At 60.5% G+C, this 21,381-nt stretch carries 21 protein-coding genes; 2 read left to right on the top strand and 19 right to left on the bottom strand.

All coding sequences use genetic code 11. The annotated features are described in order from the left end of the window. Nucleotides 1-8 precede the first annotated feature (8 nt). From IPJ12_13560 to IPJ12_13505, 12 genes are all read right to left on the bottom strand, one after another. Nucleotides 9-2,603 (bottom strand): diguanylate cyclase, encoded by a 2,595-nt coding sequence (locus IPJ12_13560; protein ID MBK7648150.1) that lies wholly within the window; start codon nucleotides 2,601-2,603, stop codon nucleotides 9-11. A 13-nt stretch (nucleotides 2,604-2,616) separates the two neighbouring features. Next, nucleotides 2,617-5,637 (bottom strand): hypothetical protein, encoded by a 3,021-nt coding sequence (locus IPJ12_13555; protein ID MBK7648149.1) that lies wholly within the window; start codon nucleotides 5,635-5,637, stop codon nucleotides 2,617-2,619. A 6-nt stretch (nucleotides 5,638-5,643) separates the two neighbouring features. Continuing rightward, the gene (locus IPJ12_13550; GenBank protein MBK7648148.1) at nucleotides 5,644-6,090 is read right to left on the bottom strand and encodes a GPW/gp25 family protein; all 447 of its coding nucleotides are present in this window, start codon (nucleotides 6,088-6,090) and stop codon (nucleotides 5,644-5,646) included. A gap of 106 nt (nucleotides 6,091-6,196) precedes the next feature. Next, entirely contained in the window at nucleotides 6,197-6,475 is a 279-nt protein-coding gene (locus IPJ12_13545; protein ID MBK7648147.1) for a PAAR domain-containing protein, read from the bottom strand. Between the two features lie 9 nt (nucleotides 6,476-6,484). Then, entirely contained in the window at nucleotides 6,485-8,209 is a 1,725-nt protein-coding gene (gene vgrG, locus IPJ12_13540) for a type VI secretion system tip protein VgrG (protein MBK7648146.1), read from the bottom strand. 3 nt (nucleotides 8,210-8,212) lie between these two features. Beyond that, nucleotides 8,213-8,860, bottom strand: coding sequence for a hypothetical protein (locus tag IPJ12_13535; GenBank protein ID MBK7648145.1), 648 nt, complete (start codon nucleotides 8,858-8,860; stop codon nucleotides 8,213-8,215). 94 nt (nucleotides 8,861-8,954) lie between these two features. Then, nucleotides 8,955-9,119, bottom strand: coding sequence for a hypothetical protein (locus IPJ12_13530; protein MBK7648144.1), 165 nt, complete (start codon nucleotides 9,117-9,119; stop codon nucleotides 8,955-8,957). 14 nt (nucleotides 9,120-9,133) lie between these two features. Next, nucleotides 9,134-9,577, bottom strand: coding sequence for a phage tail protein (locus IPJ12_13525; protein ID MBK7648143.1), 444 nt, complete (start codon nucleotides 9,575-9,577; stop codon nucleotides 9,134-9,136). Nucleotides 9,578-9,597: 20 nt separating this feature from the next. Continuing rightward, on the bottom strand, nucleotides 9,598-10,032 hold the full coding sequence (locus tag IPJ12_13520) for a phage tail protein (GenBank protein ID MBK7648142.1): 435 nt from the start codon (nucleotides 10,030-10,032) through the stop codon (nucleotides 9,598-9,600). Between the two features lie 30 nt (nucleotides 10,033-10,062). Continuing rightward, complete coding sequence (locus IPJ12_13515; GenBank protein MBK7648141.1) at nucleotides 10,063-12,018, bottom strand: phage tail sheath subtilisin-like domain-containing protein; 1,956 nt, start codon at nucleotides 12,016-12,018, stop codon at nucleotides 10,063-10,065. A 14-nt stretch (nucleotides 12,019-12,032) separates the two neighbouring features. Next, nucleotides 12,033-13,031 carry a hypothetical protein gene (locus tag IPJ12_13510; GenBank protein ID MBK7648140.1) on the bottom strand — a complete coding sequence of 333 codons (999 nt, stop codon included), beginning with the start codon at nucleotides 13,029-13,031 and terminating at the stop codon, nucleotides 12,033-12,035. Further along, nucleotides 13,028-13,600, bottom strand: coding sequence for a DUF4255 domain-containing protein (locus tag IPJ12_13505; GenBank protein MBK7648139.1), 573 nt, complete (start codon nucleotides 13,598-13,600; stop codon nucleotides 13,028-13,030). The genes IPJ12_13510 and IPJ12_13505 overlap by 4 nt, the downstream gene beginning before the upstream one ends. A gap of 478 nt (nucleotides 13,601-14,078) precedes the next feature. Here IPJ12_13505 and nhaA point away from each other — a divergent pair, with 478 nt between their 5' ends. Continuing rightward, the gene (gene nhaA / locus IPJ12_13500; protein ID MBK7648138.1) at nucleotides 14,079-15,248 is read left to right on the top strand and encodes a Na+/H+ antiporter NhaA; all 1,170 of its coding nucleotides are present in this window, start codon (nucleotides 14,079-14,081) and stop codon (nucleotides 15,246-15,248) included. A gap of 263 nt (nucleotides 15,249-15,511) precedes the next feature. Here nhaA and IPJ12_13495 read toward each other — a convergent pair whose 3' ends face one another. The 3 genes from IPJ12_13495 to IPJ12_13485 form a co-directional block, all read right to left on the bottom strand. Continuing rightward, on the bottom strand, nucleotides 15,512-15,796 hold the full coding sequence (locus IPJ12_13495; protein MBK7648137.1) for a hypothetical protein: 285 nt from the start codon (nucleotides 15,794-15,796) through the stop codon (nucleotides 15,512-15,514). Further along, nucleotides 15,759-16,343, bottom strand: a complete 585-nt coding sequence (locus IPJ12_13490) for a hypothetical protein (GenBank protein ID MBK7648136.1) — start codon at nucleotides 16,341-16,343, stop codon at nucleotides 15,759-15,761. Before IPJ12_13490 ends, IPJ12_13495 begins: the two co-directional genes overlap by 38 nt. A 280-nt stretch (nucleotides 16,344-16,623) precedes the next feature. Continuing rightward, nucleotides 16,624-17,511 carry a YihY/virulence factor BrkB family protein gene (locus IPJ12_13485; GenBank protein MBK7648135.1) on the bottom strand — a complete coding sequence of 296 codons (888 nt, stop codon included), beginning with the start codon at nucleotides 17,509-17,511 and terminating at the stop codon, nucleotides 16,624-16,626. 160 nt (nucleotides 17,512-17,671) lie between these two features. Here IPJ12_13485 and IPJ12_13480 point away from each other — a divergent pair, with 160 nt between their 5' ends. Then, nucleotides 17,672-18,286, top strand: a complete 615-nt coding sequence (locus IPJ12_13480) for a TRIC cation channel family protein (GenBank protein MBK7648134.1) — start codon at nucleotides 17,672-17,674, stop codon at nucleotides 18,284-18,286. Nucleotides 18,287-18,292: 6 nt separating this feature from the next. On the opposite strand, the gene IPJ12_13475 is transcribed toward IPJ12_13480, so the two are convergent. Genes IPJ12_13475 through IPJ12_13460 form a run of 4 tightly spaced genes read right to left on the bottom strand, consistent with a single transcriptional unit; the run spans nucleotide 18,293 to nucleotide 21,194 of the window. Next, nucleotides 18,293-19,543 (bottom strand): hypothetical protein, encoded by a 1,251-nt coding sequence (locus IPJ12_13475; protein MBK7648133.1) that lies wholly within the window; start codon nucleotides 19,541-19,543, stop codon nucleotides 18,293-18,295. Nucleotides 19,544-19,545: 2 nt separating this feature from the next. After that, nucleotides 19,546-20,307: a hypothetical protein gene (locus IPJ12_13470; GenBank protein ID MBK7648132.1), complete on the bottom strand. Its 762-nt coding sequence runs from the start codon at nucleotides 20,305-20,307 to the stop codon at nucleotides 19,546-19,548. 48 nt (nucleotides 20,308-20,355) lie between these two features. Next, the gene (locus IPJ12_13465; GenBank protein ID MBK7648131.1) at nucleotides 20,356-20,919 is read right to left on the bottom strand and encodes a hypothetical protein; all 564 of its coding nucleotides are present in this window, start codon (nucleotides 20,917-20,919) and stop codon (nucleotides 20,356-20,358) included. Then, nucleotides 20,916-21,194, bottom strand: a complete 279-nt coding sequence (locus IPJ12_13460) for a DnaJ domain-containing protein (GenBank protein ID MBK7648130.1) — start codon at nucleotides 21,192-21,194, stop codon at nucleotides 20,916-20,918. The genes IPJ12_13465 and IPJ12_13460 overlap by 4 nt, the downstream gene beginning before the upstream one ends. Nucleotides 21,195-21,381 lie beyond the last annotated feature (187 nt).

Genomic DNA, 21,381 nt, shown 5'->3' with positions numbered 1-21,381 from the left:
CTCCCGGACTACGGTGCAGGGGCCTCGTTGGCACTGCCCAACGCAGTGCGACCGAGGACGAACGGAGGTGGTTCCAACTGGCCGCAGGGATGCAGCCCGCTGGACGGATAGACATTCTTGGCATGGGTCAGCGCATCGATCAGCGCCTTGATCTTGGCGGCCCGGTCGGCTGTGGCTGCACCCGCACGGATGGCCAGCCAGTCACGATAGCCCTTCTCGATGACAGCCATGTCGTCGCTATTCACCCAGCAGATGCGCGGCAGAATATGTGCCGGCGTTTCCTGGCGCAGGGTTTCCTCGACGAAATTGCGGAAATCCATGTCACGGAAGCGACCGGTATAGGCCGGCAGGACGATGGTGATGCGGTCGGTGTAGGGGTCGAGATCGGCGCAGTCGGTACAGCCGGGATCGACGCAGATATCCATGAAGGGATCGCCATCCTGCTCGGGCAGTAGCAGCAGGTGCTCGATGACGTACAGGCCTTCGCCGCTGTAGTAATTGCGCAGGTGGGCGATCAGCGCGGCGATGGCCAGCTCCATCGCCTCGGCGGTGGCAAAGTACTCGATGCGCCGGGCGATGACCTCACCGCCGGCATCAACGATATTGAAGTAAAAGCGGCGGTCACTGGTCGTCTTGCGTTCGTAGCCCTCGGGAAGCTCGGCGCGGGCAATTGCCCGTTCCATTTCGTTGCGCGCCTCGGTGGTGCTGATGTAATGCGTGCTGCTCGACAACAGGATCTTGCCAGTCACCGGATGACGGACGCGGAAGCGGAATTCGTCGCCCGGCGTCGAATCAATCTCGGCGTAAGTGTCGTAGGCAACTTCGGACAGGTTGCGGCGCCGCCAGTTGCTGATGTCGAGCAGGCGGGCCACGCGGTGCTCAAAGCCGGATACATTGGCGCTGTTCCACAGATCGTCAGCGCCCTTCAGGGCTGAGTTGTAGGCTTGCCCGCGCGCGCCACCTATCGCCGGATATTCATCAAGGAAAACGCATTTGGCACTGGCCGCCTGGGCCGGCCCCATGCCGAAGCGGGCCTGCATGACCGCCGAGTATTCATGGAAATCCTCGGCGTAGCGCGCCAGCAGGTGGTCAAGAAAGCGGTTGCGGCGCAGCAACCCGCTACCGTCCGGCTCGACGACCTCGCCCAGCTCGGTCGTATCGAAGCCGTCGCCATAAACCTTTTCCCAGTCCGGGAAGCTGTCGACCATCTGGCTGAAATAGCTTTGCGCCAGATCGGGCTGGGTCGAGAACAGGTCGCGGACATGCCCCAGTTGCGACTGGTAGTTGGCCATGATCTGGTCGAAGAAGAGCAGCCAGGCCTTGAACTGCAGGGCCTGCGCTGCCCGCTGTGGCGAAGCGCCAGGCGGCAGGCCAACCTCGGAAATGCCATAGATGGCGGGGAAGTGTGACTGGAAGGAGCGGTAGTTTTCCGGATCACGATAGCGGCCGAGCGGAATCGGCAGGTCTTCGATCTGGCCGTCTTCAAGCTTGAGGCGCTCGGCCAGGCGCAGATCGCCGAGCAAGGTGGCAACCTGCGCGGCATTCGGTGGGATGGGCAGGTTTTTCTTGTAGAAGACAATGCGGCCACGCGTTACCGACAGCCGTGGCTGAAGCCCGGGCGGCACCGGAATGCGCCACTTGTCGGCTGGCTCGATGGCTTTGCCGGCACTATCGAGTTCGTTGAGCAGAATGTCCCGGATCGCGACAACGCCGGGAATATGCATGATCACGCTGATCACGTCGGACAGCCTGACTTCAGTGCGCAGACCGGCGGCAGCCAGCTCATCGTCGTCGATGAAGCCGTTGACCAGCGCCGGCCCTTCGAAGATTTCGGGTATGGTCCAGGTCGAACCATCGCTCCGAACGCGGGCACGCATTTCGTCCAGCGTGTAGTTGAGCACCGGCGGCGCCAGGAAGCGGTCGACGGCAAAAGCAATGTCGGCTGCGACGCGGTCGGCATCAGCATCCGGCTTCAAATCGATTTCGGCGCAAAGGCTGAACGGCTGTTGCCCGACCCGGTCTATGCCAACGAAATCGGTGCACAGCGAGCGCCTCGCATTCAACATCGCCATCACGTCACGATCAACGTCATGCCGCAGTTCGACGGTGTTCTTGTCATCCATATAGTCGAGCAGCACGCGGTAGCGGCCGCGCACTTCTATCTGGCGCTCGGTCTTGCTGCCGGTCGGCTTGGCGGCCAGCGTGCCTTCGGCCGGGTCGGCGTAAAGCGTCGTCGGCACGGGATGTAGCCAGGCGTTCTTGACGCCGGGCAAATCAATCAGCAGCTTGCGATAGTCGTCCTCGGTGACCGGCATGCAGGGTAGAACCTGGCCGGCACTATCGAACAGCCTGGCCATTTCGGCCGCGTTGTTTTCCGGCGCAGCGAGCAGGTCTTCGATCGGGAAGCGCGTCCGGTAGGCGAGATCGGTCAGCGCGTAGGCGAGCAGTTCCAGCGTCGTGATGCCGGGATCGTGAGTGTTGTGGTCGGTCCACTGGCGGCGTGACAGGCGGCGCACGCCGTCGAGGCCGATGCCGGCCAGCTGACGCTGGTCGAGCCCGGGATCGGCGGGTGGCAGGGGCGAGATCTTGGCTTGTAGCAGCATGTTGGTTCTCGCGTCAGTCGGTGGCTTCGGCAATCACGTGCCGGGCTGCCGAAACGAGGATGGTGTCGGGCCGTTCTGCGACGATCTCGGCGACATCGTTGAGCAGCAGGTCGCCAGGGCCGGCCAGACCGCAGCGGAAGTCGGTGACGAAATCGACGTAGGGCAGCTCCTCGATAAAATCGAGCAGCACCGAACGGTAGATGCGGCCGCCGAAATCAAGCTGCCGGCCAGCAGCAAAGGCCCACGGCGACAGTGCCTGAACAATGGCATCGTGCAGTTGCTGGCGGGTGTAGTCAAAGGGATGGCCGGCCCGGAAACGGACCTTGAAATCAAGGCGGATGGGCTGATAGGCCGGGTTGCGCACGCGCACCGTGACCTGCGGCGAGGCATGGGCCTGGGCCAGTTCGGTCATTTGCGTCAGCGTGTCGAGATCGACCTTGGGTTGCAGCAGGTCAGGCAGATTGCGGTTGCGCAGGTCGGGAATGGCGACGATCAGCAGATGGCCGGCCGCCATCCAGGACGTTTCGCTGGCGTGCGGAATGCATTTGACGCGATGCACGGCGGGGAAGTATTCGAGCAGCAGGCGCTCGTAATCCCAGGGCGTGATGCAACGCTGACGATGGCGCAGGCGCTCGGCCGCGCGGCGGTTGAGCATGGCGGCGCTCTCGCCGGCCCGACCACCAAAGCTGGCGTAGGGCTGCGTCAGTTTCTTGAGCCCCGCCGGCGGCGATAACAGTTTGGCGATGCTGCCCGCCGCCAACGTTTCAACGGCGGGCTCAATGGCCGCGGACCAATCGCGCACGACTTCGACGGCATTGGCTTCGGTGCCAATCAGCTTGCAGGCCGCCGCGCTGTCCTTGTTGACCGCCGCCTTTAGCCAGACCGGGCCGGCCGGCAGCCAGCTGTTGTCAGTCGTCGTTTCGCGTGACAGCACGAGGCCGACAATGCCGCTGGCGCGCAGGCCGCGACTGGTGTCTAGGGCGATTTCTTCGGGTGCCGCCGGACGCCAGTGGTTGTCACAGAGCACCGACCACTTGACTGGCTGCGCCAGCAGTTCCGGATCGGCGCTACCCTCGGCGACCTGCAGCAGCAAATGAATGCTGTCGCCGGCCCCGACGCCATCGACACCGAGGATGAACTCGCCTTCATCCGGATAGGCCGGCAACAGGCTGATTTTTTTGCTGTTGACCCAGGCCAGGCCGCGGCGCAGGAAGGGATGCTCGCGCCGCTGGCCAAAGGCGCCGATGTGGAAGAACTGCAGGTCGAGCGACGCGGCGAAGCCATCCTGATCGTCACGCGTCAGGTCGGCGACCGGCGACTGCGCGGCATAGGCCAGCACAACCTCCTGCACCACCGGGGTGTAGGGTTCATTCAGCACCTTGGGACTGGTCTTGCGCGCCTGCTCCAACGTTTCGCACCGGTAGTCGGCGTGCAGAAAATCCTCGACCAGCGCGACCGTCACGAAGCCGCTGCGTACCGGCGGTGGCGCCACTTTTTCCTGCCGGAAGACTGGCCGCGCCTTGATGAAACGCTTGCCGAGAACGCGACTGACCAGACTGCCGCCGGTCAGCATCGAATAGACGAAGCCCATCTCGGAGACTGGCGGGAATGAGGAGGCCAGCGGCGAATTCGGGCTGAGCGTGGTGACGCCGTCCACGCGGTTCATCAGGTTCAGCTCACGCGAGGTTTCGTTGCCGCTGCGGTCGGCATAGACCAGCCGGGCGGCAATGCCGTTGCTGACAATGGCGACATCCTTGTAGTCGGCATACCAGTCGGCCAGATTGTCCGGGGCGCCCTGCCAGCGCAGGCGTATCTTCAGGTCGGTCAGCGGCTTGCTCAGTGCTTCGTCGCAACCGACCATGAAACGCGAGCCCTTGACCGGCTGCGGACCGAAGGGCTGGAAGGCCTTTTTCGGGTTGAGGCTGCCGAAATCATTTTCCAGATTCAGCGTTTTTATCCCGTCGACCGTGACCGTCAGTCTCGCCTTGTCGAGACGCAGCTTGGACAGGTCGGCGTAAGTAGCGGCAGATTCCGGTCGGAGCAACAACTGGAGCACCGGCAGCGCGGTGGCAAAGGCAGCGCCGTGCAGCGTGGCGTCGTAATCGACCACCGCCGCATCGCCCTCGGGCACCGAGAAAGCCAGCGTCAACTGCCCGCCGGCCAGCGTGCCGGTCAGCGGATACGGACCAAGCCAGCCTTTTTCGCCGCTGACAAACGCCTGCAGCGTGTCGGCGATGCCCTGCCCGCTGAGCCCGAGGCTGTCAGCAAAGGCGACATCGAGAATGGCGCTCACATCACGCCGACCTTCGCGCAGGCGCAGCAGTGACGAGGCCAACGCAAAACCGAGCGGCGCCGCGGCCAGCCCGGCATGGCCAAAAGCGGACCAGTGTGGCTTGGCCGGATCGAGCGGCGTGCCGAGGCCATCAGCCGAGTTGGCGACCGGCGCAAAGCGGACGCCATCGGCATCGCGATAAACGTTGTGCAGCGCGGCGATCCTGCCCTGCCCGATCAGCGTTTCATGCAGCGGGACGTAGAGGCGCTCGACACCATCGGTGCCCTTGCCGGCAGTGAAGCGATGGGCCGGCGTGATGGCGAAGGGTGCCGCAGCCTTTTTCAGTTCCAGCGCCAGGTGGGCATGTTCGGGCTCGGCTGGCAACGGTTCGAAACCAAGCACCCGGCGATACTGAAAATCGAGGTGGCGAGCGGTCAGTTCGTTCAGCGCATCGGTCGCTGGCGCCAGCATATCCAGGAAGGCACCGAACAGGCCGAGATGCGGTGGCACGGTGCCATCATCACGAGTGAGTGCTTGCTCTGCATCCGCAGGAAAGAGTCCTTGCCAGTCGCCGTCGGCGCTCTCCGGATCGAAACCGTAATAGCGCAGCTTGGCCGCCAGCCGGCGGGCTTCGGCGACGCGGTCGGCCGCGCTGCGGCCATCGACCGGGGCAAAACCGGGGTCGAGCGCGGCCGGCGAGCGGTCTTCCTGGCTCTGCCCGAGGCGGGAAATTTCGTTCTGCAGGATCCGGTCGCTGGCCATGGTTTCCTAGCGCCCTCCGCCCGGCGCCATCGCCGCGCGCAGCTCGTTGCTGTCGGTTTTGTAGAACGGAAAAACAAGGTTGAAGCGCGAATTGGTGGCGCGCACTTCGTAGTCCAGCTGGATGTTCAGCTGGCCGGTATTCGGGTCTGGGCTATCGACGCTCAGCGTGATGACCTTGATGCGCGGTTCGTAGATCAGGATGGCCGTGCGCACGCGGTCGAGCAACAGGGTGCGCATGGTCGTGCTCATCGGCTCGAACATCATTTCGTGCATGTCGAGGCCGTACTTCGGCTCGAACAGCCGCTCGCCAGCCGCGGTGCCAAACAGGATGGCCAGGCTTTCATGGATGTCGGTTTCGTTGGATACCATCACCGCGCCGCTGTGCGAAAAGCGTGGCGGAAAACTCCAGCCGGTACCGAGGAATGATTCGTAGCGGTCGCTGGCGTCGCTCATGATCTCGTTCTTTCTGCGCAAAACCCATTGCCGCACCCCAAGAGTGCTTCCTTCGGGGCGCGGTCAACCGGAAAATTCAGCCAAAAATGAAATTTCATGGCGGGCCTCATCCAATTATCACCGTCGGACTGCCAACCGCTGCCGAGGCGCCGCACAGGCAGACGTCGCCCACCCGCAGCGCCGGCCGGCCACCGATCATCACCGTCGCGCTGCCCATCGGAAACGGGCTGACGGTTGGCTGGTGACCGACGGGCGGGAGCGCGCAGGCATGCATGTCGCCGACCACTGCTGCCGGCTTGCCGCCGATCATTACCGTCGGCACACCCGGCCCGATGATCGTTCCACCGTGGTTGCTGATATCGCCGACACCCGCCGCTGCTGGCATGTTCTGCTCCTAGTTGATCTGAACCAAGGCGCCGCTGAGCTTCGCCATGCCACCACCCTTGAGTTCGGCGCTGGCGCTGCCCTCAAGCTTCAGTTCGCTACCCGCCTTGATTTCGAAGCTGGTCGACGCCTCCATTTTTGTTTCCGTCCCGGCTTTCATTTCAACTGCTTTGGCGCTCTCGAAATGAATGCCGTCACTGTCCATGACCATCTTGTTGCCGTTCTGGTCGGCCAGCGTCAGCGACTTGTCGTCCTCGCTGAGCACAATCGAATTGCCGGCCGGCGTCGCCAACTTCATGACGATCTTGTCGTCGTCGAAATGTACGGTCATGCCGGAACGGGTCTTCAGCATCTTTTCGTGGTTATCGTCCGAACCTTTCAAAGGCGCCGGCTTGGCGCTGCTGTTCAGCATGCCGAGGATAACCGGGTAACGTGGATCATCGGCCATGAAACCGACGATCACTTCGTCACCGATTTCCGGACGGAAAAAGAAACCACGGTCGTTCCCCGCATCAAGGCTAGCCACCCTTGCCCACAGGCCGTCGCTGGACAGGCCCAGCATGGGCAATTTGATACGCACCCGATCTTCGCCATCGGGGTCTTCGTTGCTGGTCACGATGCCGATCTGCAGCCCTGAAACGCTGGGCAACAGGCCCTCGGCTGCAGGCTTGCGCGGCGACTCCAGATCGACGCCGCCGAACTGCACGTGCGTCTTCCAGCCCTGTACCAGACTAAATTCATGGCGCACGCCGCTGACCAGCACCTTGCCGTTGAAGCGCCGGCCAAGACCGGCCAGCTCGACAATGACGCCCGGCTTGACGGTGGCGATGCCCTCGCACTTGCCGCGCCCGGAAACCTGGTCGACCCGGTGATAGAGCGCGATGCCATCGACCCAGGCCTGCGATTCCGCTTCCGGCAGCGCCGGGTGGCGCACGTCGAAAGCCTGATCTGCGACACCGGCCAGATCGTCGCTGCTCAGATCGCCGGGAGCCGTGAAGGATGGCGTGGCACCTTCGACTTCGACCAGCTCCTGACCGGCCGCATCCCAACTGGCGCCCTTGTAGGCCGGGTGCTGCAAACGGGCGTCGATCTCGCCTTCGAATTCGAGCAAGGTGGCACCGTACTGCAACGTGCAGACGGTAGCGCCATCCAGTGCCGGTTTGCGCACCACCAGCTTGTCGCCCTCGCACCACACCAGCTGGCCATTGGCCCGCGCCCGGGCGAGGATGAAATCCCAATCCGTGCTCTGGTATTGCAGCACCTGCTTGTGTTGCAACGAGGTCGATTCGACATCGGCACCCACGCCAGCCGCGCTCAGCACGGCGTCGATGATGTCGCTGTCGGTCTGATCAAAATAGTCGGTCGAGCGATCGGTGACGGCCAGCTTCATCGCCACATGCTTGCAATCGACAACCAGTTGCGAGGCGGCGGCTTCACGCACCCGCGCGCCCTGACGAACAACTGTTCCGATGAATACCGAGGTACTATCGCGCCCCGCCCCGGCCAGGATTTCAATGCTTTGGCCGGGCTTGAACAGATCACTGTCGCTGAGCGGAAACTGCCCGCTTGACGCCGCACCGTCGACATAGACCAGCTTGGCTGAGGCAATCCGGTTGGCGGCCAGCGTGACACTGACCGACAGCAATTGATATTCGCGCGGCACTGCCTCGCCACCGGCCTTGACGGTGAATTCGCGATGTTCGGCGGCGATGGGCAGGGCGCGGGCTTCCGGCACGGTCTATTTCTCCAGTGGCGGAAAGAAGAGCTCGGTGCCCGGCTCGATATGCCGGAAATCGTCGAGCCCGTTGGCTTCAGCGACGCGCAGGTAAAGCCGCGGATCGCCATAGATGGCATTGCAGAGCGCCGGCAGACGGTCGCCGGCTTTGAAAATGCGGCGATGCGTCAGGTCCGGCGACTGATCCTGCGCCGTGGCGACCCGAGTCTGATCGTCGGAATTGTCGGTGAAGACAGCGGTGATCACGGCGCGCAGCGGCACGCCATCGGCGCGGAACAGCTTGTAGGCAATCGAGGCGCTCTTCAACACGCAGCGCTTGACCTGCAGGGTGCCCCAAACCACTTTCAGATAATTGGGACGGTGAATGTCGCCGTTGTAGCCGGTGACTTCCTGAAACAGCTCGACCCAGGCCTGAACCTCGACCTTGCGGCGGCCATTGGCCCCGGTACCATCAAGGAAGAAGCTCAGCGTCAGGTCGCCCGGCTTGACCTTCTTGAACTCCATGCGGCTGCTGGTCGTCCCGGACCCCTGCGCGGCGTCGTATTCGATCTCGTAGGACTGGGTGATTTCTGCCGGATTGACGTAGGCAGAAAAGTAATTGATGGGCCGATCGCTATAGTCCGGCTGGGCATGCGCCAGGATGGTCAGCATTTCCAGCGTCCCGTTCGGCGTGCCGCCAACATCGATCTGGCCCGCCCCGGCGCCGATCACCTGGCCTACGCTCGCGCCGATGCCCGAACTCATGTCAGGGCTCCTCGCGTTCGCGAAGGATTTCCAGCACGCGGGCGACGCATTCCTCGACCAGCGCCTGTTTATCCTCAACCGGCGCAGCACCGGCCGCACTGGCTCCGCCGGCCTCGCGGTTGCCGACTTCGACGGAAATCACCACTTCATCGATGATGATGGGCATTTCGTTTTTGGCTCCTAATTCTTGTCGACCGTGAAGTACTGGTAGGCGAACTGCATCGATTCGACGGCGTAGGTGTTGCTGCTGGCATTGAGATCACCGACTGCCCACTTCGTTGGCCACGCCCCGATGACATGCCAGGTCATCAGCGGCTCGTGCGACTCGTTGAGCAGGATGATGTCGATGTTGCGCAGCTCGATCTTGTAATCGACGATGCAGTCCCGAATCCATGACCAGACCGCCGAGCTTTTCAGCAAGCCGCGCTTGAGCACCAGTTCCGGGTACTTGGCCCGGGTCGGGTATTTCTGCACGAAGCGGTTTTCGCCACCCTCGGGCACTTCCTCGCTACCCATCTCGACCGCCAGCCCGCCGACTTCAGTAAAGCGCGTGTCGGCCTTGTCAGACAAGCCGACAAACTCGACCGCGAAATGAAAACTGACCGGCGGATAGTAGGAGGCCATGGCAGCTTGCGCTCAATCGCTCACGGGTTCTGGACCTCAAGTCCTTCGTGCGCCAGCTCGATGGCCTCGATCGCCACTTCGTTGCCGGACGCCTTGAGCTGCGGCCCTTCAACCTTGACCGGGAAGGCATTGAGCGCCCGCCAGGTCATCACCGGGTTGTGCGCTTCGTCGAGCAGGCTGATCGTCAGGTCGCGACGTTCGACGGTATTCAGCTTGATCGTCGACAGCCACTTGAAGAAGTCGTTGTCAGCCTTGATCACGCCGCGCTTCAGCGTGATGTTGCTGAACTTGCGCAGGCCGGGCATCTTGATCGACGAATACTCCATGAAAGAGCCGTCGCGATACTCGATGGCCTGGTTTTCCTGCGTCAGGCCGGTCACTTCGGAAAAGCCGATGCGGGTGCCGCCCCACTCCACACGGAAGTGGAAGACCGGCAGCGGATATTGTGCGGGCATGGTGGATGTCCTTTCGTGTCAGTGGGCGGATCAGCTGGTTTGCAACTTGTGGGAGAACTTCAGGATGATGAACTCAGCCGGGCGGACCGCCGCCATGCCGATCTCGACATTCATCCGGCCTTCCAGGATGTCCTGCGCGCTCATCGTGACGCCCAGCCCGCAGCGGACGAAGAAGGCATCCTTCGGTGCGGCGCCGGCCAGCGCGCCTTCGCGCCATTTCTGCGTCAGGTAGTTCTCGATCATGCCGCGCACCTTGACCCAGGTGTTGGCATCGTTCGGCTCGAAGACCGCCCAGTAGGTCGACTTCTTGATCGATTCCTCGACCATGTTGAAGAAGCGGCGAACCGAGATGTAGCGCCACTCGTTGTCGTTGCCGGCCAGCGTGCGGGCGCCCCAGACCAGCGTGCCCTTGCCGACGAAGGCGCGGATGGCATTGATCGACTTGCCGCCGGTAACATCAATGTTGAGCGCATCGGTTTCGCTGGTCGTAAAACTGGTGGCCGGTGCGATGACGCCGTTCAGGCTGACATTGGCCGGCGCCTTCCAGACGCCGCGCTGGTTGTCCACCATGGCATAGATGCCGGCAATGGCGCCGCTTGGCGGGCACAGGGTCAGCGTCGAGCCGATACCGTTGACGACGTTGCGGTAGGGCAGAAAGCTTTCGAACAGCGTCTGCTCGTTCAGGCCGCGATAGTTGGCGATCGCCGTCACGATGCCGGCGATGGCGCCGCTGGCCGCAGCAAAGCCCTTCTGCAGGCCGGGTAATGCGCTGCCCATGACGGCAGGAACGGTGGCGCCTTCGGTATTGCCACTCGACGCACCCGGCGTGCCAGCGGCGCCGCCGAAAAGGTCGGCCCAGGCAGCCGTCGCCGGCGGCGTGTTCTGATCCCACTCGACGGTATAGGCGCCGCCAGCGGTCGCAACGTCGGCCGCCATTTCCTTTTCCAGCGCAATCAGGCTGGAGAAGGCGGGAGCCAGCGTGCCGGTAATCATGGTGTTGATGTCAGTCACCAGCTTGGCGTTGCTCAGGGGCGTGGCATCGACCAGACCATCGACCACCTTGGCAATGCCGAAAACGTATTCGAAGAGCAGCGCCACATCGGCCGGCACCGGGGCGGCCTTGCCCTTGTAGGTCGCCAGTTTCTTGGCGAAGGCGCTGGACAGCGTTTCACCCGGACCGGCATAGGCGCTCACTGCTGCCGCCAGTGTCGTGCTGTCTGCCGTCAGTTGATCAAGCGCGCTTAATGCGGCGAGCAGTTGCGGCTCGGTGGTCAGATCCTTGAGCGGCACCTGAATGCCGTTCTTGAAGACCTTATCCTTGACCTGGGCGTAGCCAACCGACTTGTTGTAATTCAGCTTCAGCCAAGGCGTGTAGGCCGCACCATATTTCAGGTTGTTGATGCCGAGCTTGTCGCGGAAGCTGGCGCCGTTCGGGTCGCTCTGCCGCACATCGAGCACGGCGACACGGTCCTTCAGTTCGCCGCACTGCTTGAGGGCTTCCTGTTGCACAGCGGCCAGGTCGTCGGCATTCAGTGTCGCCGCATCGGGGAAGAGCAGGATGGTCGGCTCGTCCACCTTGGCCACCGCCTGCACGCCGGTCTTGAGTTCTTCGCGGTCGACCGGCGAACCCACCGTCTTGTAGGCGCCCGCCGAGACGATGTAGCAGTCGCCACCGCCGTTGTCGTAGAACAGCCGCAGGCTGTCGTACATGAAGTAGCTGTTGCTGATGTCGGCGGTCAAAAAGTTACCGGCATCGTCGATATTGGCCTGCGTCACCGTATAGCTCGGCCCCTTGCCGTAATAGGCTTCGTATTCGAGCAATGACTTGATACGTCGGGGCGAATTGACCAAGTCACCGGCGGTGATCAGCGTGGTGTTGGCGGTGTAGCCGACGAAAGCCGGAATTGCGGTTTCCACCTCGGCGACCGACGGCGGAAAGACCGAAATTTCCTCAATGTAAACATCCGGAGTGCGGTAGGTTGGCATGGACTGACCCCCTTCTAAGGTTTGGCGAGGTGGACGATGAAACGCGCCTGCGCCCGGTCGGAACCGGCCTGGGGCAGATGCTGGACGAGAACTTCGGCGTTGCGCCTCAGTTGAAGCTTGCGATAGCCGCCGGCACGCCGGGCAACCGGCGCCGACGACTGAAAGAGAACGATGCGCGCATCGGCATCACCGAGCGCCGACGGCGGCAGATCATCGGCGGTGAAAGCAGCGGGCAGCACCCGGTCGAAATTGAGTACGGCACGCCCCTGTTCGCCGGCGCCGGCATCGGCCAGTTGCAGCTGGCCAAATTCCGCATTGCCAAAATTACGGGCGACGACGTAGTACTTGAGCTGCTCGCTGCGCGCCTGGAGCGTGATTCGAAAAGTTGGGGAATTTGCGTAAAAATTCCGGTCGACCGTGAGCGCCAATACGCCCCACAACTGCTCGCCGGCCAGCGCCGGCGATTGAAGCCAGTGCGATTCCTGCGCCGGACCGGCGGCGGTTTCAGACAACAGATAACGCCCGACTGGCCAGTCCCGGGTTTCAAAATTCGCTTCGTCCTGCCCGCCACCCAGACTTTGCTCGACCAGTGGCGCGCCTTGATACTGCCAATGCAATGTCAGCGGCCGGGCAAGCTCAACGGGCGAGATTCGCTGGCGCGGGGTGATGAAGCTGGCAGCCAGCGCCGGGTCGAGAGCGCGCGGATCGGCACTGTTGCCGTACAAAACGACGCCGCCCGAAGCGACCGGCGCATCGGTGAAATTGGCGAAATACGGATTCGTCACGCGCAGGCCGATCAGCAGGGTTGTACCGTGAATGTCGCGCAGCGGATCGCCGGCATCGTCGGCCTCGAACAGCACGTGCAGGCGTCCGTCGCGCACGCGGGTCAGCAATTTGCCGGCAGCCAGCGCCTGCTCAGAAGCAGGCACAATAAAGTCGAAGTCCGCACAAAGCCCCTGGTAATAACCGTGCTCGATTTCAACTTCGAAAAGCGTACGGAAATGGATGCTCATTTTTCGTGCAGTTCCAGACCGATGTCGGTAATCGGCTCGCCCGGCATGAAGGGCTCCTGATCCTGGATGGTGACCAGCCGCGCCCGGTAAAGCACCGAGGGCTGGTACTTGGCGCCGATGCTGGCCCAGATCTGGTTCAGGGTTTCCGGCGTCACGCTGTACAGCTCCATGACGATCTTGCCGATGCGCGAATCAAGCGCGGGGTAATCCTCGGCACTGAATACCGGGTGCGACTGAAAGAAGGTCAGCACGTTTGACAACGCTTTCAAGGTCGTCGGGTAGTCCGTCATTTTTGCTGCGAACATCAGCGTCAGATTCAGCTTTAGTTCCGGCTGCAGCACCATCTCGCGGCCATTGCTGAAAACCCGCGCCGGCACATGCTCGCGCATCACGCGCTCTTCTTCGATATTGACGAGACTGAGGGCTACCGTACCGCCGGCGATAGCCAGACTGCCCTTGTCGTCAAGGATGCCCCCCGGCACAACCTGCCCCAATTGCGCCGAGCCAGTGCGACGCAACAGGTAAGCGTTAAATTCATCCGCCAGGAAGGACACCGCCACATCGAGCATGCCGTCTCTCTCATCGTTTTTTTAACGAAACCAGCCAGCCCAAAACAGGCACCCAGACAGTTTCGAAACAAATTTCAAACTTGTATTGATGAATTATGAATTTGAGTAAAGCACAGCCTCAAAAATTTGTCACTGGAATTTTCAATATGAATATTTCCTAATTTAATCATGCTACCGAAGCAAAAATTACCAACATTGTTAATTTAACAAAATCTGCAAAAACAATAACAACTTCTCCGAACGACCGCACTTTTGGCGCCCATAATGCTCAAACACAAAATGGCTAGCGCCTTAAAAGCTCAGCTATTTAATCGCCAGCCTAAAAATGTACACAAAGAAGACATAGTGTTTCCATGACATTCGAAAAACGTCAAAATTCGCCTGAAAGCCATCGCAAATCGCGCGCCGGCCTGACGCAAAATTCGATCTGCAAGCCGTCTTGTAGTAATTTCCCGATATACCTTCAACACGAAACCCCATGATCATCCCCCCCAAGACCGTCCTCTCCAAAACCTTCAACGCCTTTTTCGAGTCAGAAAAATCCAGCGGAATACTGCTGATCATCTGCACCTTTGTCTCGCTATCCATCGCCAATTCGGTGCTGGAGCATGATTACCACGCGCTGTGGCACGGCTATATTGGCGGCATGAGCGTCGAGCACTGGGTTAACGATGCCCTGATGGCCGTATTTTTCCTGTTTGTCGGCCTCGAACTTGAGCGCGAGCTTTATGTCGGCGAGCTGTCGAACTTCCGGAATGCACTACTACCGATCATCGCGGCCATCGGCGGTATTTGTGCGCCGGCGCTGATTCACTTTGCGCTGAACAACGGCACGCCAACCCAGACGGGTATCGGCATCCCGATGGCTACCGACATTGCCTTTGCGCTGGGCGTACTGGCCTTGCTGGGCAGCCGAATTCCCGCCTCGCTCAAGATATTCCTGACTGCCCTGGCCGTCATGGACGACCTCGGCGCCATCATCGTGATCGCCGTCTTCTACACCGCGCAGTTCTCGCTGGCCTACCTGCTGGGCGCGCTGGCTGTCTTTGGTGGTCTGGTCGCACTCAATCGCAAATTCCGGGTGATGGCGCTCACGCCCTACCTGCTGGGCGGCGCCCTGATGTGGTACCTGATGTACAAATCAGGCGTTCACGCCACCATTGCCGGCGTGCTGCTGGCATTTGCCATTCCGTTCTCCGCCAAGGCAGAAGACGAAGACTCCCCTTCGCACCGTCTGGAGCATTTCCTGCACAAGCCGGTCGCCTTCATCATCCTGCCGATATTCGCGCTGGCCAACACCGGCATTGTCATCAACAGCGGCTGGCAAAGCGACCTGATCAGCACCAACAGCGCCGGCATCATCGCCGGCCTGGTGCTCGGCAAGCCGCTGGGCATTACCCTGCTCAGCCTGCTCGCCGTCAACATCGGCCTGTGCAGCCTGCCGGGTGATCTGAAGTGGCGTCACATTTTCGGCGCCGGCCTGCTCGGCGGCATTGGCTTTACGATGTCGATTTTCATCACCAACCTCGCCTTCCATGGCCATCCCGACGTGATCAACGCCTCGAAGATGGCCATCCTGCTCGCCTCCTTCACCGCCGGCCTGCTCGGCTTTGCCTGGCTGAGATTTTGCCCTCAGCCAAAAAGCTGAACGCCTGACCGATGCCGTTGGGGTCAGCTTCAAATTCATCAGGTTAAAGATGATACGAAGCTGACCCAAGCAAGCTTCGAATATTTCAAATTTGGCCGTTTTTTCCGGTAGACCGTAGCAAGCCCGGTTGACCACCCCAACCGCGCAAAACTCAAGTCCACGGACTTATCAGCCGTAGTAGCAGATAGAACAAGCCACCCGGGAGCGAGACCATGAGCGAAAAAGAAGCCACCGACAGCAAAGAAAAGCCCGCGAAGGCAAAATCATTCGAGAAGCTGACCCTGATCCTTGTCGGCGTCGCACTCGTCGCGACGCTGACCAATACCGCGCTGATCGTCATGAATCCCACCGCCAAAAAGGTCGAGCAATTCAATGAAGAGCTCAAGACCGAGCTGGCCGAAAGCGTTGCCACCTTGCACAAGAAAATCGACGGCCTGCGTTCCGCCGAGGTCGAATGGCAGAGCGTGCTCAAAAAAGCCCAGGCCAATCCCGACGCCATCTACAAGGTCGTCAACACCAAGGACGGCTATCCTTTTGTATTTTTTCAAGACTTAAGGCGATTGAATACAAATGAGGCTTGCCAAGCTGGTAACTGCCTTTGTGTTCGGACATGTCGATAATAAGCGTCTCTTTGTAATTCAGGCCGGTGGCACTCTTGTACTTAAGTTCGAATGCAATCACGGAGGCAATTTTTGCCTCGAAATTCTCAGTCATCTGAGTGTAGTGCGAGTAGCGTTGCTCGCCAGGTCCTAAATAAGAAATTCCAGACGTGAAGAAGTTTGTCTGCGTTAGTTCGTTTATGAGGGACTGGGCGCCCTCTTCTCCTGCGAGAACCTTTGGTCTAAAAGTGAGTTGCATTGCCGGCCCAAGACCAATGTTGCGGACATGCAAACGCTGTATGTGAATTGCTTCATCAACTGAGCGAAGAGTGATCTCTATCTTCGGCTCTGTTTGCACCTGACGCATTTGGCGCGTTTCCGAAACGAGCTTCCAAGTGAGGACTGCATAAACTGCCGTTGCGATAGTTACGACGCCGGAGAAAATTACATTGATTGCCCCGGAATTTGTATTTAAGAAAGCTAGCAGTTGCTCCATGTGGCCCCTTGATTCTTAACTAGTAGTAGACGACAAAACTGCCACCTGATTCGGACACTTGTCCAATAAGCTGGAAAATAGGACTGCCGCAGGTAGTTGTGTGGCAGTGATTTGGAGCATTTATTTGCGTATTTTCGATAGCTTTCTGGCGACAAACCGGACAGTATGAACATTTGTCCAAAATTGCAAATGGCATTTCACACGCAGCTTTTTGTGTTGCTTGGGCGGGTTCGCAAAATTTCAGTTTTGCCAATTTTTTCCGGTTGACCGTAGCAACTACTCAGCCCGCACCACCTGCATCACCCAACCGGCTTTCCAGCTGCTCATACTCCGAAATAACCTGCGCACCGAGCAGCAGCAGGGTTGCCGCCAGTTCGATGCTGAACAGCACGACGACGGCGGTGGTCAGCGAGCCGTAGACGACGCTGGCTTTTGACAGGGTGGCGAAATACCAGACCAGTACGTGGCGGATGACTTCCCAGATCAGGGTGATGACGACCGCCCCGAGCAGGGCGTGGCGGATGCGGGTGCGGCCGATGGGCAGCACGATGTAAAAAAGGGTCAGGATAAGGATTTCAGCCGTCAACCCCATGCTGTAGAAGGCGAGGCCGGACAGGCGGCGCAATGGCCATTCGGCGCCGAAAGCGTAGAGGCTTTCCTGCGACAGGCTCTGGATGGCGACCGAGAGCACGGTGACGCCCAGCAAGGCGACGCCGGCGAGCAGGAGCAGGCTGTAGGGCAGCAGCGCCGAGACTACGGGATGCCGTTTCACCGTTGCGCGGCGATGGGCAAATATCTGAGCCATGGCCTTCTGCAGGATGGAAAAGGTTAGCGAACTGAAAAAGATCAGCGTGCCGAGCAAGACGACGCCGATCGATACGCCGTGGTTGATAAAGCCCAATACATCGGTCAGCACGGCGGTGGCCTGGCTGGGCACCAGCCATTCGAGATAGCGCTGCAAGGTGGCCAGCAGTTGCGCCTGAGTCACCCAGTGCGACAGCCCGAGCACCAGCAGAATGATCATCGGCAACAGCGAAAGCAGCGCGTAGTAGGCCACCGCACCGGCCAGCAACAAGCCCTGGTTTTTGCTGAAGTTGCGCAGCACGGCCAGGGTAAAGTCGAGGGGATGGAAGATCAGCTGCTGATCGGTTTTGGAGATGAGGGACATGGGCGCTTGAGAGAAATTCGGAGAGAATCATCGGCGATGACAGTTAGTTATAACCTGTGCGGCTGGCGCTGACTGTAACAATTTTCGATTTCCCCGGCGGCGCATGCCCGGCCCGACGCAAACGGCTACACTTCGCGCTTCCGCTTATTTCAATCAACCCATGGAAAACCTGCTTTACTGGATCGGCCTCGCCGCTGTTGCCGTCAACGCCCTGACCGGCGTGCTTGATGCCGGCCGCAAAAACATGGATCTGATCGGCGCCGTCATGGTCGGCGGCGCGACCGCGCTGGGCGGGGGCACGGTGCGCGACGTCTTGCTCGACCGCAAGGTGTTCTGGATCAACGACCAGACCTATCTGGTGGTCGCGCTGGCGACCGCGCTGCTCATTTTCTTTGCGGTGCGCGCCCTGCACCTGCCGTCGCGCCGCTTTCTGATTCCCGATGCGGTCGGGCTGGCGCTATTTACGGTCTCCGGCACGCAGATTGCGCTGGAATGGCAGGCGCCATGGCTGGTGGCCAGCCTGCTCGGCGTCATTACCGGGGTGGTCGGCGGCGTGTTGCGCGATGTGCTGTGCAACGAGGTGCCGCTGGTCTTCGTGCGCGGCGAACTTTATGCCTCCGCTGCCTGGGCCGGGGCGCTGGCGCTGGTCGGGCTGCAAATGCTGGGCGTCTCGCCGGTGATTGCGGCATGGGTCGGCATGGCGGTCGTGCTTGCCGCCCGACTGCTCGGCATCGCCTTCCGCATCACCTTGCCGACTTATTCGGAACGGCAGTAAGCCGGATTAGCGGCTGCTGCCCTTCCAGTTCGCCACGCAATTCTGCCGGAAATATTTCAGGGCGCGATCCATGTGGGTATCAGGCATTTGCGGGTCATTGTCGGCCAGATGGATTTCGGCATCCGGCTTCAAATCCTTCGACCACATGGCCTTCAGGTCTTCGCGTTGCTCGAAGGGGGCGTGCTCTTCGATGAAAGCAAGCACCGCCTTGTGGTCGAAACCCTGGGCGCGGAAGGTGGCAATGATGCTCTTGGCGTCCTTGAGCAGGGCCGATGCCTTGGGCGGATGGCCGGTCGCCACGTTGAGGAAGAGGGTGGCCAGCACGGCGGGATCATCGGCTTCGCCCTTGGTGATGCGCACCCATTCCTTGGCGACCAGTTTGTCGTAGGCGACGACGTCTTCTTCCGGCATGTCGCGCACGAAAAAGGCGCCCTGTGCTTCGCCGTGCAGGATTTCGTCGGCCGATTTCTCCGGTGACTTGAGGCGCGGCAAGGCGGTTTCGATGAAACTCTCCATCGCCTGCCGGGTCATTTGCTGGAAGGCTTCCGGCGCTTCACGCAGGAAGGCATCGAGCGTCGCCGGCTTGTGCTTGAACGACTTTTTGCGCAGGGCTTCGACGAGCTTGATGAATTCGGATTTCGAGGGTAATTCCAGCGTCTTGGCGCCGACGTAGAGCAGCAGCATGGCTGAGCGGATGACTTCTTCGGCGCTGTAGTCTTCGTATTCGTCCTGCTGGGCGCCTAGTTGCCGCGCCAGCCAGCGCGCGAAGTCGATGCGCATCTGGTTGGCCTGGCACTGCTCAACCTGCGCCCGGTAACTGGCGACGCTGAGCGGGAAGGCAAAGCTGCGCTCATTGACGAAAATCTTCTGCGCCGCCGGTTCGACCTTGCGAAGATGCAGGCTGGTGTCGCCGGGCATGGCGTGCAGGCGCTTGAGCATCTCGGAGCCGCCGCGCGAATGCGAGAGCAGCGTGTTGTCGCGCAAGGATATGGCGGCGGCACGCAGATCGCCGTTCGAGAAATCTTCGAGATAGAGGCTGATCAGGTTGGCCATGCGCGCGACGGCGCTTTCCAGATCGGTACGCAGGTAGGCTGTGCCGAAATGATCGGCGATCTGGACGATCCCTTTCGGGCCATCTGCTTCCATGCGGGTGATGTTTTCCGGCGTCAGGATGCCTTGTTCCAGCCCGTAGCGAACGGCTTTTTCGAAATAGGGGCGGTCATCAACGACCGCTATCGAGTTTTTGACGGAAGCCATGTCTAGAGCGCCGATTCCTCTTCCGGCGCCGACGAAGCGGTGGCTGCCTTCGGGGCGCTATCACCGGATTCGCCATCCTCCAGCACTTCGACCCGGCGCAGCAGGCGATCACGCAAGGTGATGACGATCTGCTCGAAAATATCCGGCAACTCGTAGCGCAGCACCCAGGCGGTTTCCATCCAGTCGCGATCGGCAATTTCCGAACGCGGCACCTTGGGGCGCGAACCGGTAATGGAATTGCCTTCGTGCAGGGCTTCGTCGAGCTCGTCGATTTTCTCGTTGAGCCAGGAAATCGACTTCGATTCATGGCCATGTTCGCCGTCGAAATCTTCGGTGAAGACGCCCGACATGGCGAAGGCCAGCAGCTCATCATCGCGCTCGCCAAAATAATTGGCCAGCACTTCGTAGCCGCCCTCGATCTCGCCAATTGCTTCGAGGTATTCAGCGGTCATTTCCTCGTCGCGATAGAGCACGGCATTCATCATGCCGTGCAGCGCGGCATGTGTCTGGTCGCGATAGCGCACTTCGAGAATGACGGCACGGGCAAACTGTTCCGGCATGACCACCATATTGACCACCGACTGCCTGGAGCCATCGAAGCCGCGCATGATGGCGAGCAAATCCTTGGGCGCGATGTCGTCCAGAATCTCGACCAGCGCGTCATCGCCCTCGGTGTCGGCGATGTTGGCCAGCGCTGTTTCGGCGCCTTTTACATCGCCGGCGAGAATGAGTTGTGATGTCTTGAGTACGACGGGGTGTGTCATGTCATGCCTTGTCAAAAATTCGAATGCCGGGTGCTGCGTCAGCCAGGATCAGGATTTGAGCGAGTCGAAGCCCTGCTCACCCAGCCAGTCGTCGCCGGCTTCGGCCAGATCGCGATCTTCATCGTCACCGTCTTCGTCGCTGTTCAGATTGCTGTGCGCTTTCTCGTCGTCAGCGGCCTCATCCTCATCGTCCTTCTTTACCGGCGCCGGAGCGAGGTGATCGAACTTGCGCAGAAACTCGAGGCAGGCGGCAGTGACCATGAAATTCTCGCCGGCACCTTCGGTCAGTACGGCGGACACGTAGGGCGCGGCCCATGCCTCAAGCTTGATGGCTGCGCTGATGTCGTCCCAGATCGGGAAATCGCCGTCATCAGGCTCGCACATCACGGCGGCAGCCATGGCCTGGCTGTTGGGAAAGGTGAAGGCGTCGTAGAAGACAGGCACGACCATTTCCGGACTGAATTCAATCATCGGCAGAATGGCTTTCAATTCCTGGCGCTTTTCCTTGAGCCGTGCCTTGAGCGCCGAGTTGCCTTCTGAATCGTTCAGCAAGTCCTGAATTTCAGCGTCGTAGGACGAAGATAATTCAGCGAAGTAATAAGATTTTTTCACGTTTGCATGTTTCCTAGATGACTGGACCAGATTTCGCGCGCCACGACCAGCGGGTCGTCGATCAGGCTGCTACGCCGCGTCTCGTCGTAAACCTTGCGACGATCAAGATCAGCCAGTACTTCGTAAGCTTCCTGCACCGCCCTGAACTTGCTGGCGGCGTCGGGCTCGGGGTTACGGTCGGGGTGAAACTGCGCCGCCTTCTTCCGGTAAGCCGATTTGATGATTTCCTGGGTCGCATCCGGCGCAACGCCGAGCAAGCCGTAATAGTCTTTCATAATGCCTTTATCAGTGGTCAGGGTCGGCGTTTATCGGCAATGAGCGATCTATCACAAAAAAACGCCTTGAGGCCAAAGGCGAATTATCCGTCAAGTAGGCCAACAATGCTTCCCTGGCGTCGGCTTGAAGCACTCCGGCGAACCCGGCAGGCAGGGCTGTTCCCCCGCTGCGAGTGCATTTCGGTGG

The organism is Betaproteobacteria bacterium (genome assembly GCA_016709965.1).
Taxonomy (GTDB): domain Bacteria; phylum Pseudomonadota; class Gammaproteobacteria; order Burkholderiales; family Rhodocyclaceae; genus Azonexus; species Azonexus amarohabitans.
This window is presented reverse-complemented; position numbering and strand designations above follow the sequence as displayed.

Bases quoted from the DNA above. Each gene is read 5' to 3' on its own strand.
- IPJ12_13560 (MBK7648150.1), bottom strand. From the start codon at position 2,603: ATGCTGCTACAAGCCAAGATCTCGCCCCTGCCACCCGCCGATCCCGGG.
- IPJ12_13555 (MBK7648149.1), bottom strand. From the start codon at position 5,637: ATGGCCAGCGACCGGATCCTGCAGAACGAAATTTCCCGCCTCGGGCAG.
- IPJ12_13550 (MBK7648148.1), bottom strand. From the start codon at position 6,090: ATGAGCGACGCCAGCGACCGCTACGAATCATTCCTCGGTACCGGCTGG.
- IPJ12_13545 (MBK7648147.1), bottom strand. From the start codon at position 6,475: ATGCCAGCAGCGGCGGGTGTCGGCGATATCAGCAACCACGGTGGAACG.
- IPJ12_13535 (MBK7648145.1), bottom strand. From the start codon at position 8,860: ATGCTGACCATCCTGGCGCATGCCCAGCCGGACTATAGCGATCGGCCC.
- IPJ12_13530 (MBK7648144.1), bottom strand. From the start codon at position 9,119: ATGCCCATCATCATCGATGAAGTGGTGATTTCCGTCGAAGTCGGCAAC.
- IPJ12_13525 (MBK7648143.1), bottom strand. From the start codon at position 9,577: ATGGCCTCCTACTATCCGCCGGTCAGTTTTCATTTCGCGGTCGAGTTT.
- IPJ12_13520 (MBK7648142.1), bottom strand. From the start codon at position 10,032: ATGCCCGCACAATATCCGCTGCCGGTCTTCCACTTCCGTGTGGAGTGG.
- IPJ12_13515 (MBK7648141.1), bottom strand. From the start codon at position 12,018: ATGCCAACCTACCGCACTCCGGATGTTTACATTGAGGAAATTTCGGTC.
- IPJ12_13510 (MBK7648140.1), bottom strand. From the start codon at position 13,031: ATGAGCATCCATTTCCGTACGCTTTTCGAAGTTGAAATCGAGCACGGT.
- IPJ12_13505 (MBK7648139.1), bottom strand. From the start codon at position 13,600: ATGCTCGATGTGGCGGTGTCCTTCCTGGCGGATGAATTTAACGCTTAC.
- nhaA (MBK7648138.1), top strand. From the start codon at position 14,079: ATGATCATCCCCCCCAAGACCGTCCTCTCCAAAACCTTCAACGCCTTT.
- IPJ12_13490 (MBK7648136.1), bottom strand. From the start codon at position 16,343: ATGGAGCAACTGCTAGCTTTCTTAAATACAAATTCCGGGGCAATCAAT.
- IPJ12_13485 (MBK7648135.1), bottom strand. From the start codon at position 17,511: ATGTCCCTCATCTCCAAAACCGATCAGCAGCTGATCTTCCATCCCCTC.
- IPJ12_13480 (MBK7648134.1), top strand. From the start codon at position 17,672: ATGGAAAACCTGCTTTACTGGATCGGCCTCGCCGCTGTTGCCGTCAAC.
- IPJ12_13475 (MBK7648133.1), bottom strand. From the start codon at position 19,543: ATGGCTTCCGTCAAAAACTCGATAGCGGTCGTTGATGACCGCCCCTAT.
- IPJ12_13470 (MBK7648132.1), bottom strand. From the start codon at position 20,307: ATGACACACCCCGTCGTACTCAAGACATCACAACTCATTCTCGCCGGC.
- IPJ12_13460 (MBK7648130.1), bottom strand. From the start codon at position 21,194: ATGAAAGACTATTACGGCTTGCTCGGCGTTGCGCCGGATGCGACCCAG.